The organism is Kineococcus sp. NBC_00420 (assembly GCF_036021035.1).
In the GTDB taxonomy this organism is placed as follows: Bacteria; Actinomycetota; Actinomycetes; order Actinomycetales; family Kineococcaceae; genus Kineococcus.
Window position 1 is genome coordinate 3938252 of the sequence record NZ_CP107930.1, and the last position, 12145, is coordinate 3950396.

At 72.8% G+C, this 12145-nt stretch carries 8 protein-coding genes; 7 read left to right on the forward strand and 1 reads right to left on the reverse strand.

The genetic code is table 11. The annotated features are described in order from the left end of the window. Entirely contained in the window at nt 1-726 is a 726-nt protein-coding gene (locus tag OG218_RS19465; RefSeq protein WP_328294878.1) for a glycosyltransferase family 2 protein, read from the reverse strand. Between the two features lie 59 nt (nt 727-785). Between OG218_RS19465 and OG218_RS19470 the strand changes: the two genes are divergently transcribed. The 7 genes from OG218_RS19470 (at nt 786) to OG218_RS19500 (ending at nt 12145) form a co-directional block, all read left to right on the forward strand. Beyond that, complete coding sequence (locus OG218_RS19470; protein ID WP_328294879.1) at nt 786-2606, forward strand: ABC transporter ATP-binding protein; 1821 nt, start codon at nt 786-788, stop codon at nt 2604-2606. 11 nt (nt 2607-2617) lie between these two features. Continuing rightward, nucleotides 2618-3754 (forward strand): glycosyltransferase family 4 protein, encoded by a 1137-nt coding sequence (locus tag OG218_RS19475; protein WP_328294880.1) that lies wholly within the window; start codon nt 2618-2620, stop codon nt 3752-3754. After that, the gene (locus tag OG218_RS19480) at nt 3751-5793 is read left to right on the forward strand and encodes a DUF6541 family protein (RefSeq protein WP_328294881.1); all 2043 of its coding nucleotides are present in this window, start codon (nt 3751-3753) and stop codon (nt 5791-5793) included. The genes OG218_RS19475 and OG218_RS19480 overlap by 4 nt, the downstream gene beginning before the upstream one ends. Nucleotides 5794-5822: 29 nt before the next feature. Then, nucleotides 5823-7649 carry a glycosyltransferase gene (locus tag OG218_RS19485; RefSeq protein ID WP_328294882.1) on the forward strand — a complete coding sequence of 609 codons (1827 nt, stop codon included), beginning with the start codon at nt 5823-5825 and terminating at the stop codon, nt 7647-7649. Further along, on the forward strand, nt 7646-8833 hold the full coding sequence (locus tag OG218_RS19490; RefSeq protein WP_328294883.1) for an acyltransferase family protein: 1188 nt from the start codon (nt 7646-7648) through the stop codon (nt 8831-8833). The genes OG218_RS19485 and OG218_RS19490 overlap by 4 nt, the downstream gene beginning before the upstream one ends. A 115-nt stretch (nt 8834-8948) precedes the next feature. Next, entirely contained in the window at nt 8949-10136 is a 1188-nt protein-coding gene (gene glf, locus OG218_RS19495) for a UDP-galactopyranose mutase (RefSeq protein ID WP_328294884.1), read from the forward strand. Beyond that, nucleotides 10133-12145 carry a glycosyltransferase gene (locus OG218_RS19500; protein ID WP_328294885.1) on the forward strand — a complete coding sequence of 671 codons (2013 nt, stop codon included), beginning with the start codon at nt 10133-10135 and terminating at the stop codon, nt 12143-12145. Before glf ends, OG218_RS19500 begins: the two co-directional genes overlap by 4 nt.

The window sequence follows — 12145 nt, forward strand, 5'->3', positions numbered from 1 at the left end:
CTACCCCAGCAGCGTTTCGACGAGGATGTTGATGCTGTTCAGCAGCGACTGACCCTTGGAACGGGAGTAGTCGGTGTAGAGCACGTGGACGGGGTGCTCGGCCCAGCGCAGGTCGCTGCGCCCCACCTGGTGGACGATCTCGCTGGCGTGGGCCATCCGGTTGTGCCGGATGCGCAACGTCGCGGCGCCCGTGCGCGAGAGCACCCGCAACCCGTTGTGCGCGTCGGTCAGGCGCATCCCCGTCGTCCGGTTCGTGTAGACGACCGCGGCGCGCAGCACCAGGCGCCGCAACGGGTCCAGCTCGGTGCGCCGGTCCAGGAAGCGCGACCCGAAGACGACGTCGAGGTGCTCGCGCTCCAGGCGGGCGACCATCGCCGCGGCGTCCTCGACGCGGTGCTGGCCGTCGGCGTCGAAGGTGACGACCGAACGCGTCGACGGATCGCGCAGCGCGTAGGCGATGCCCGTCTGCAGGGCCGCGCCCTGGCCGAGGTTCACCGCGTGCCGCACCACCACGGCGCCCGCGTCCTGCGCCGCGGCGGCGGAGGCGTCGGTGCTGCCGTCGTCGACGCAGACCACGTGGTCGAACCGTTCGCGCAGCCCGCGCACGACGTCGCCGACGACGCTGGCCTCGCAGAACAACGGGATGACCACCCACGTGCCGGGGAAGCCGGGCGTGCACGGATCGACCGGGGAGTCGGTCGTGGGGACGTTCGATGAGGTGTTCACGGCCCGTCCATCATGGCTGCTCGCCGCCGTCGATCGGCGCATCGGCGAGGATGGCGCGCGTGAAGTCCCTGCTGTCGACCGTCCGCGCCCTGCTCGCCCTCCTCCCGGCGGGGAGTTCGCGGTTCGTGACGGCCTACTGCACCGCCCAGGCCCTGCTCTCCGTCTTCGACGTCGTCGCGCTCGGTCTGCTGGCCGTCCTGCTGCCCGCCGCGGTCAGCGGGAACGGGCAGCTGGCGATCGCGATCCCCTTCCTCGGCTCGGCCATCACCACGACCCAGCTCATCGTGCTGATCTGCGTCGCGAGCCTGCTGCTGGTGCTGAAGTCGCTGACCCAGCTCGCCCTGGTGCGCTGGGGGGTGATCCGCTTCGCCGAGCACGAGGTCGACGTCGCCGACCGGCTCGTGCGCTCCTACCTGTCGGCGTCGTGGGCCTACCGGCTGCGGGCCAGTTCGGCGCGCGCGGTCCGCACGGTCGACGAGTCGCTGAACCAGTCCTTCAACGGGTTCCTCATGCCGTTCTCGAGCCTCGTCGCCGAGGTCGCCTCGTTGTTCGCGGTGGGGATCGTCGTCCTCGTCGCGGCCTGGCAGACGGCGATCGTGGCCGCCGTCTACTTCGGGCTCGTCGCCGTCCTGCTCTACTCCGTCATCGCGAAGCGGGCCGCCGCGGCGGGACGCACCGCCACGGCCGCCAGCGTCGACACGATCCGCCTCGTGCAGGAGTCGTTCGCGACGACGAAGGAGATCACCCTGCGCGGTCGCGGCGACCAGCTCGCCGGGGTCGCGCGCGAGGTCCGCACGGGCAGCGCCCGGGCGCGCGGGATGGCGTTCTTCTACTCCGTCGGGCCGCGCTTCGTCCTGGAGGCGGCCCTGCTGGGCGGGTTCCTCGTCGTCGGTGGGATCGCGGTGCTCACCCAGGGCGTGACCGAGGCGGTGTCGGCGATCGGCCTCTTCGCCGTCGCCGGGTTCCGCGTCGTGCCGTGCCTGACCCGGCTGCAGTCGGTCTTCGCGACGATGCACGCCCACGAGCCGAACGCCCAGGAGGTCCTGGAGGCGCTGCGCGAGACCGGCGCCTCCCACGGTGCCGCCCGCTTCGCCCCGGTCGACCCGCGCGGACTGCCGGACGGCGCCGTGGCCATCGACCTCCTCGACGTCACCTTCACCTACCCCGGCAGCGACCGTCCGGCCCTGGACGGGGTGTCGATCACGGTGCCCGCGGGGTCCCGCGTCGCCGTCGTCGGCCGCTCCGGCTCGGGGAAGTCCACCCTCGTCGACCTGGTGCTGGGGCTGCTCACGCCGTCCTCGGGGCAGCTGCTCGTCGGCGGCAAGCCGTTCGACGAGGTCGCCGCGGCGTGGCGCGCGCGGGTCGGCTACGTGCCGCAGGAGGTCGCGCTGCTCGACGCCGACGTGGCCCGCAACGTCGCTCTGTCCTGGCGCGACGAGGACGTCGACGTCGCCCGGGTCGAGCAGGTCCTCGCGGCCGCGCAGCTCAGCGACGTCGTCGCCGGTCTGCCCCAGGGCGTGCACACGCCGGTGGGGGAGCGCGGGTTGCGGCTCTCCGGCGGGCAGCGGCAGCGGCTGGGGATCGCGCGGGCCCTCTACGCCGACCCGAAGGTCCTCGTCCTCGACGAGGCGACGTCGGCGCTGGACGCCTCGACGGAGGCCGCGGTGACCGCGACGGTCGCCGCGCTGCGTTCGGAGGTGACGGTTCTGGTGGTCGCGCACCGGCTCGCGACGGTGCGCGACTGCGACGCGGTGGTGCTGCTGGAGGAGGGGCGCGTCGTCGACGTGGGGACGTTCGACGAGGTCGTCGCGCGGGTTCCGGACTTCGCCCGCCAGGCCCAGCTCTCGGGCCTGGCGAGTGATCACGAGATCGCTGGGTAGGGTCACCGATCGTGTCGTCCCTGGTCCGCATCGCGACGCGGACCTACCCGCCGGACGTGGGTGCCGCGCCGTTCCGGCTGCGCGCCCTCGCCCGCGCCCTGGTCGAGGCCGGGTGCGACGTCGAGGTCGTCACGACCACCGCGACCGCGCCGGAGACCCGTGACCCCGGGGTCGCCACCTCGCGCTTCCCCGTGCTGCGCGACGGCGACGGTGCCGTGCGCGGGTACCTGCAGTACCTCTCCTTCGACGTCCCGCTGACCGCACGGCTGCTCACCGGTCGCCGTCCCGACGTCGTCGTCCACGAACCGCCGCCCACCACCGGCGTCGTCACCCGGATCACCTCGGCGCTGCGCCGGACCCCCTACGTCTCCTACCTGCCCGACGTCTGGTCGCAGGGTGCCGTCGCCGCCGGCGCGCCCCGGCCCGTGCTCCGGGCCGTCGAGTTCGCCGAGCAGGCCGCCCTGCGCGGGGCCGCGCGCGTCCTCGCCGTCACCGAGGGGATGGCGCAGCAGGTGGTCCGCGGCGGGGTCGACCCCGACACGGTCCGCGTCGTCGGCAACGGCGTCGACGTCGACGTGTTCCGCCCGCAGGAGAGCGTCGCGGGGCCGGGGTTGCGGGTCGTCTACAGCGGCACGATGTCGGAGTGGCAGGGGGCCGAGGTCCTGCTCCGCGGGTTCGTGCGGTTCCTCGGGTCGAACCCCGACGCCCGGCTGACCATGGTCGGCGGGGGAGTCGACGTCCCGAGGTTGCGGGCGCTGGCCGCCGACCTCGCCCCGCACGCCGTGGACCTGCCCGGCACCGTCGCCCCGGAACGCGCGGCCGAGCTGCTGGCCCACGCCGACGTCGCGCTCGCCTCGCTGGTCCCGGACACCGGCTACGACCTCATGTCGCCCACCAAGATCTTCGCCGCCACCGCCTGCGGGACCCCCGTCCTCTTCGCCGGGGTCGGGGGCGGCGCCGACCTCGTGCGCGAGCACGACCTGGGGTGGGTGGTCGGGCACTCCGCGACCGCCGTCGCCGACGCCCTGCGCGAGGTCACGACCCCGACCCCGCCGACCCGGGAACGCCTGCGGGAGTGGGCCCTGGAGCACGGGTCGCTGGCCTCCGCCGCGCGACGGGCCGCCGCCGCGGTCCTCGAGGTCCTGTGAACCCCCCGATCCCCGTCATCACCGGCGGCTCCCCGGCCTCCGACGCCCTGACCCTCGCGCTCGGCGTCCTCTGGGTCCTCCTCCCGGGCGGTCTGGTGCTGGTGGCCGGCGGGGTCCGGAAGGTCCCCGTGCTGCTCGGGGCCGCGCCGGCCACCTCCGTCGGGATCTCCACCCTCGCCGCGACGGTCAGCGGGCTGAGCGGCACGCGGTTCTCCTGGTGGCTCGTGCTCGCGGCCACCGCCGGTCTGCTCGCCGTGCTCGCCCTCGTCCGCGGCCGGGCCGGTGCCTTCGAGACCGAACGGGTCCCGCGCGGGCCCGCGCTCGCCGCCGCCGCGCTGCTGCTCGCCGCGACCGCCACCGCCCTCGAGCTGTTCCGCCGCGGGATGGGGGCGCTGGCGACGCCGTCGCAGGAACACGACACCCTCACCCACGCCCTCGTCACCGCCCGGATCCTGCGCACCGGTGACGCGGCCCCCTGGCGCGGGCAGGTCCTCGACGTCGTCACCGGGACACCCGCGCAGTACTACCCGAACGGTCTGCACCAGTGGGCCGCGCTCGTCGCCCAGAGCGGGGACGTCAGCGCCGTCGCCGGCTTCAACGCGACCAGCGTCGTCGTCCTCGCCGTCGTCCAGCCCCTCGGCCTCCTCGCCCTGGCGGCGCGGACCCTGCCGAAGGAGTGGCTGCCCGCCGGCGGGGTCGCCGCGATCGCGTCGGTGCTGGCCTACCAACCGCTGCAGGCCATGCACCACGACTCGGGCGCCCTACCCAACGCCGCCGCGATCGCCTTCGCCCCCGGGGTGGTCGCACTGCTGCTGCCCCCACCGCGGACCCCCGGCCGGGGTGTCGTCGGGATCCTCCCCGCGATCGCCCTCGCCTGCGCCGGAGCCGTCACCGTCCACCCCAGCGCCGCCCTCACCATCGGCGGCGGCTTCCTCGGGGCCTACGTCTTCGGCCTCGTCCTCCGCGCGGAAACAACACTTTCCGCCCCTGACCGGGCACGTTCGAGGGCGGAAAGTGTTGTTTCCGCGGGGACGTGGCTCGCGGGGCTCGCCGGGGCGGGGGTCCTGGTCGCCGCGCTCGTCGGGACCGCCCTCACCCAGGCGGCGGCCGCCGGCGGCGGGTCCAGCTCACGCTTCGCCCGCGACATCCCGGCGGAGTCGCTGCCCGACGCGCTGCACCGCGTGTTCACGCTGCCCTTCCAGGGCGGCCTCGACCTCGCCTCCACCCGCGAGCAGTGGTGGCTGGCGGTCCCCGTCCTGCTCGGCGTCGCGCTCGCCGGGCGCCGGGCCGGGGCCGTCGCGCTGACCTGGCTGGTCTGGTCCGCGCTCGCGCTCGCCTACCTGCTCGACCTGCACGCCCCGGGTCTCGACCTGGTCTGGGACACCGCGTGGAACTCCTACTTCCGGGTCGTGGCGCACGGCAGTCCCTGGGCGTGGCTGCTCGTCGGGGTCGGTGTGCTGCGGCTCTCGACGCTGCTCGCCCGCCGGTGGACCCCCGTGCTGGCCCCGGTGCTGGCCACCGTCCTGGGCGCCGCGCTGCTCACCGCCAACGTGCTCGACGTGTTCTCGATCGAGGTGCAGGCCCTGCGCGAGCGCTACGCCGAGCCCACCTACCAGCGCATCGACGCCGACGACCAGGCCGCCGGCCGCTACCTGGCCGCGCACGTGCAGCCCGGCCAGCGCGTCATGAACTCCGGCAACGACGGGTCGACCTACGACTACGTCCTCGACGGTGTCCCGATCCTCGCCACGACGGCCGTGCCCACGACCCCGCTGCCCGACCTGCGGACGCTGACGGCCCGCTTCCACGACCTGCCCACCGACCCCGAGGTCCAGGCGCTGGTCGCGAAGTACGACATCGGCTGGGTCGTCGTGGACTCCGTGGCCCCCGGCCTGCCGCTGAAACCGGCCGACGCCGTGTTCTTCGGCCAGCCCGGCTACGACGTCCCGCCCGGGCTCACCGGCCTCGACGGGGTCGAGGGGCTGCGCAAGGTCTTCACCAGCGGGACGGTGAGCGTGTGGCAGGTGACCCTGCCGTGACACCGCGAGCGACCTGGCACCCTGTCCCGGTGCCCCGGGAACGTGTCATCGCCGTCGTCGTCGCCTGGGACCGCCGCGACCTGCTGCTCGCCGGGCTCGACGCGCTCGCCGCCCAGACCCGCCGCCCCGACCTCGTCGTGGTGGTCGACAACGCCTCCTCCGACGGCTCCCCACAGGCCGTCCGGGAGTGGAGCACCGGCACCGACCTGCCGCTCGACCTGGTCGTCCTGCCCCGCAACACCGGCGGCGCCGGCGGGTTCGCCGCCGGTCTGGCCCGCGCGGTGCACCGCCACGACGCCGACGCCGTCTGGCTGATGGACGACGACACCGTCCCGACCCCGACGGCGCTCGCGGAAGCGCTGGCCGCCCTGCGGCGCACCGGGTCCGCGGTCGTGGCGAGCCGGGTCGTGTGGACCGACGGCCGGGACCACCCGATGAACACCCCCCGCGAGCGTCCCGGGGTCAGCGCGCAGGAGCGGGCGGCGGCCCGGGCCGCGGGCTGCCTGCCGATCCGTTCGGCCAGCTTCGTCGCGCTGCTGCTCGACGCGCGGGCGGTGCGCGAGGACGGACTGCCCGAGGCCGCCTTCTTCCTCTGGAACGACGACTTCGAGTACACGACCCGGCTGCTGCGCCGCCGGCGCGGGGTCGCGTGCGCGGCCAGCGTCGTGGAGCACCGCACCAAGGTGTTCGGCTCCACCGACGCCGACCCGGGGGAGCGGTTCGTGCTCGAGGTCCGCAACAAGCTGTGGACCTTCACCCGCTCCCGACCCCTCGACGCCCGCGACACCGTCCTCTACGGCGGGGCGACGCTGCGCCGCTGGGGCCGGACCATCGCCCGCTCGCAGCGCCGCGACGTCCTGCTCAGGGGCCTGACCAGCGGGCTGCGCCAGGGGGTCCGCCGCCCCGCCGCCACGGCCACCGTCCTCGCCGGCCTCGGAGAGGTCTCCGACGACGTCCGCGCCGTGGAGTCCGCCGCCGGCCGCGCCCCCCTCCTGGAGCCGGCTGGACGCCGGCTCCAGGACCTGAGGTTCTCGGTGCTGCTGCCGGTGTGGGCGCGCGACGAGGTCGCGCAGCTGCAGCGCGCGGTCGCCAGCGTGACGAGCGACCAGGAACTGCGGCCCGACGAGGTCCTGATCGTCCGCGACGGCCCCGTCCCCGACGACCTGCAGGAGGCCCTCGACGCCCTGCAGGGCGTCCGCGTCCTGGAACTGCCGGTCAACGTGGGTCTCGCCCGGGCCCTCGAGGAGGGTCTGCGGCACTGCACCTTCGACGTCGTCGCCCGGATGGACGCCGACGACGTGAGCCTGCCGCACCGCTTCGCCCGTCAGCTGCCGCTGATCGCCGCGGGTGCGGACCTCGTGGGGGCGGGTCTGCTGGAGATCGGCGCCGACGAGGACGACGTCGTCGGCCGCCGCGTCCCGCCGACCGGCGCGGCCGCGATCGCCCGCTACGCCCGCTTCCACGACCCCTTCAACCACCCGACGGTGGTCTACCGCCGTTCCGCGGTCGCCGCGGCGGGGGGTTACCGGGACCTGGACCTCATGGAGGACTACTGGCTGTTCGCGCGGATGATCGGCGCGGGTGCCCGCGTGGAGAACCTCGCCGAACCGCTCGTGAAGTACCGCGTGGGTGCGTCCCCGGACGCCGGCTCCTACGCCCGCCGCGGTGGTCTGCGCCTCTTCCGCTCCGAGCTCACCCTGCAGGGGCACCTGCTGCGGGAGGGGTTCACGAGTCCCGTCCAGGCCGCCCGCAACGTCGTCGTGCGCGGCGGCTACCGCTTCGTCCCGACCCGGATCCGCACGCTCGCCTACCGGGCGCTCATCGCGACGTCCCACCAGCAAGGAGGTGACCGGTGACCGCCGTCACCGACACGCAGCCCCCCGCCGACACCACGGCGGCCAGGCGCCTCCCCGAGGTCCGCTCGATCACCGGGCTGCGGATCGTCGCGGCCGTCTGGGTGCTGCTCTTCCACTGGAAGTTCACCCCGCTGCCGGACTGGGAGCGGGTGCGGGCCTTCCTCGTGCCGGTCACCGACTCCGGGCACCTGGGCGTCGACCTCTTCTACGTGATCTCGGGGTTCGTCATCACGCTGACCTACGTCGAGAAGATGGGCCGGCGACCGGACCTGCGCGGCTGGTGGCGGTTCTGGTGGGCCCGGATCTGCCGCGTCTGGCCCGCCTACGCCGTCGTCGTCGTGCTGTTCGGGATCTGGCTGCTGTGGCGGCGCAGCATCGACCCGACGTTCTACGCCTACCAGGGCGTCCAGCCCGACCTCGGGCCGTGGAGCTGGATCCAGCAGCTGCTGCTCGTCCAGCTCTGGCACCGTCCCGACTTCGACGGGGCCAGCTTCGTCGGCGCGACGTGGTCGGTCTCGGCCGAGATGGCCGCCTACGTCGCCTTCCCCGTCCTCGCGCTCGTGCTGTACCGGCTGAAGCGGCTGCCCTGGTGGGTGCTCGTCGCCGGCGCCGTCGCGCTGATGGCCCCGGCCGCCCTGCGCAGCTACCAGACCGGGGTCATCTACTGGGACTACAGCTGGCTGGAGCGCATCTTCACCTGCTTCGGCGCAGGTGCGCTGGTATGCCTCGCGGTGCGCAAGCTGCAGGCGGGTCCCCGCTCCGGCGAGCTCGCGGCCCGCTGGGCCCCGCGGGTCGCCTGGATCCTGGTGATCGAGTGCGTGCTCGTCGTCGGCTGGGCCGCGGGCCGGCCCTACGACCGCTTCGCCGTCGTCGCGGTCCTCTTCCCACTGCTCGTCGGCGCGCTGGCCCTCACCGACGCGGGCCCCTCGGCCTTCCTGTCCCGCCCGGCGATCGTGCTCGGCGGGCGGATCTCCTACAGCGTCTACCTGGTGCACGTGCCGGTGTACGAGATCTTCTGGACCTTCCAGAAGGAGGTCCCGCAGATCGCGCCGGGGGGGCCGTGGACGAGCTTCGTGGTGCCGAACCTGCCGATCGTCGCCATCGGGCTCGGGTGGGTCCTGTGGAGGTTCGTCGAGGAACCCGCCCGCCGCCGCCTGCGCGCGGTGGGCCGTGCGCGCCGTTGAAGTGGGTGGGGGTCCGGGACGGCTACGCTGACGCCACCATGCCCGAGCACAGTGACGCCCCTGTAGATGCCACGCAGAAGACGCCAGAGACGGAGCGACCGAGGGTGAGCCAGCCGTGAACATCGACCTCGTCGTCGTCGGATCGGGCTTCTTCGGGCTGACGGTCGCCCGTCAGTGCGCGGAGGACCTGGGCCTGAAGGTCCTCGTCATCGACCGCCGGCACCACATCGGTGGCAACGCCTACTCCGAGGCCGAGCCGGAGACGGGCATCGAGGTGCACCGCTACGGCGCGCACCTGTTCCACACCTCCAACGAGCGGGTGTGGGAGCACGTCAACCGGTTCACGAAGTTCACGCCCTACGTGCACCGTGTCTTCTCGACGTACCAGGGCGGCGTCTACTCGATGCCGGTCAACCTGCACACGATCAACCAGTACTTCGGCAAGGCGCTCTCGCCGGCCGAGGCGAAGGCGCTCGTCGCCGAGCAGGCGGGCGAGATCGACACCGCCGCCGCCGACAACTTCGAGGACAAGGCGATCTCGCTGATCGGCCGTCCGCTGTACGAGGCGTTCTTCAAGGGCTACACCGCCAAGCAGTGGCAGACCGACCCGCGCAACCTGCCCGGGGCCACGGTCACCCGCCTGCCGGTGCGTTACGGCTACGACAACCGCTACTTCAACGACACCCACGAGGGTCTGCCCGTCGACGGGTACACGAAGTGGCTGGAACGCCTCGCCGACCACCCCAACATCGAGGTGCGGCTGAACACCGACTTCTTCGACGCGGACCAGGAGGTCCGCAAGGGCAACGTCGCCGGGAACGTGCCGATCATCTACACCGGTCCCGTCGACACCTACTTCGACAACGCCGAGGGTGAACTGTCCTGGCGCACGCTCGACTTCGAGCAGGAGGTCCTCGACGTCGGGGACTTCCAGGGGGCGCCGGTCATGAACTACGCCGACGAGGACGTGCCCTACACCCGGATCCACGAGTTCCGGCACTTCCACCCCGAGCGGGACTACCCCAAGGACAAGACCGTCATCATGCGGGAGTTCTCCCGCTTCGCGGTCGAGGGTGACGAGCCCTACTACCCGGTGAACACCCCCGAGGACCGGCAGAAGCTGCTGGCCTACCGCGACCTCGCGTCGCGGGAGAAGGGCGTGCTCTTCGGGGGCCGGCTCGGCACCTACAAGTACCTCGACATGCACATGGCCATCGGGGCGGCCCTGTCGATGGTGGACAACAAGCTGACCCCGCACTTCAAGGACGGCGTGGCCCTCGTGGCCGGTGGGGTGGACGCATGAGCACTGTCACTTCTGGTTCGGAACTGCACCTCGCAGCCACCGGCGTGGGCCTCGCGCCCGACGACGGCGCGTGGCGCGAGGTCCACCGCATCGTCTTCCCGTCCCGCGCGGACATCGACGTGCTGCCGCTCTACGTCGACTTCTCCCAGTCGGAGGGTTTCGCCTCCGCGGAGTCCGACGGCGTCGAGTTCGTGAGCACCGGTTCCGGTGACTCCGACACCGAGGCCGCCGGCGACCGCCGCAGCCTCACCGTCCCGGCCGGCAAGCGCTACTCGCTGGGTTCCTACTTCAACGCGTTCCCGGCCTCCTACTGGCGCAAGTGGACCCGGGCCGAGAAGATCCGGTTCGCGGGCACGTTCGTCGGTTTCGGCACGGTGACGCTGTTCAAGTCCAACGCCCGAGGTTCGCGTCAGCGCGTCACGTCCTGGCGCGTGGACGGCGAGGCGCAGCTGCGCGAGGAACTCAGCCTCGCCCCCTTCGCCGACGGCGGCTGGTACTGGATCGACGTCGCCGGCGGTTCCGACGACCTGACGCTGGTCGAGGCCGCGTGGAGCGCCCCCGTCGCCGACCACGTCGCCGGCAAGGCCTCCATCGGGGTCACGACGTTCAACCGGCCCGACTACTGCGTGAAGACGCTCAACGCGCTGGCCTCCGACGCCTCCGTGCTCGAGGTCCTCGAAGAGATCGTCATCGTCGACCAGGGCACCCAGAAGGTGCGCGACGAGGACGGTTTCGACGAGGTCGCGGCCCTGCTGGGCTCGAAGCTGCGCATCATCGAACAGGCGAACCTCGGCGGGTCCGGTGGGTTCGCCCGCGGGATGTTCGAGGCCGTCCGCTCGGAGAAGGCCAAGTACGTCCTCCTCCTCGACGACGACGTGAACATCGAACCCGAGGGCATCGTACGCGCCGTGCAGTTCGGCGACGCGTGCCGCAAGCCCACCCTCGTCGGTGGGCACATGTTCGACATGTACGACCGTTCGGTGCTGCACACCCTCGGTGAGTCGGTGAACCTCTACCGCTTCTTCTGGGGCCCCGCGCGCGGGCTGTACCACGGCCACAACCTGGCGGCCTCGAACCTGCGCCAGACCCCGTGGATGCACCGCCGCGTCGACACCGACTACAACGGCTGGTGGATGTGCCTCATCCCCGTCGAGGTCGTCAAGGACATCGGGCTCTCGCTGCCCGCGTTCATCAAGTGGGACGACGCCGAGTACGGCCTGCGCGCCACGGAGCACGGCTACTCGACGGTGTCGCTGCCCGGTGCCTGCGTCTGGCACGTGTCCTGGAACGACAAGGACGACACGATCGACTGGCAGGCCTACTACCACGAGCGGAACCGCTTCCTGGTGGCCCTGCTGTACTCACCGTACGAGCGCGGTGGGCGGTTGTTCCGCGAGAGCAGCTACACCGACGTCAAGCACCTCATCTCGATGCAGTACTACGCGCAGGCCCTGCGCAACCGGGCGCTGAGCGACCTGCTGAAGGGCCCGAAGCACCTGCACGAACTGCTCGGCGCGACGCTGCCGGCCGTCCGGGCGCTGCGCTCGGAGTACCCCGACGCGCAGGTCGCCGCCGAACCCGACGCCTACCCGACCCCCAAGCGCGGCAAGCCCGCGCACAAGGGCAAGGAACCGCAGGCGCCGAAGAAGGCGACGCTGCTGCCGTGGGCCGCGCAGGCCGCGCTGCGTCAGTTGCGTCCCCCGAAGCCGGAGTCCGCGCAGCGTCCCGACGCGACCCTCGCCGCCAGCGAGGGCAAGTGGTGGGAACTGTCCCTCTACGACAGCGCCGTGGTCTCGATGGCCGACGGCAAGGGGGCGGTCTGGTACCGCCGCGACGCGAAGAAGTTCCGGTCGCTGCTCGCCGAGTCGGCCGACCTGCACCGTCGGATGCTGACGTCCTGGCCGCAGCTGCGGGCCGCGTACAAGGCTTCGCTGCCGGAGATCACCTCGATGCAGGCCTGGGCGGACACCTTCGGCGTCGACCTCGACGCCCCCCGCGAGGAGAGCTGA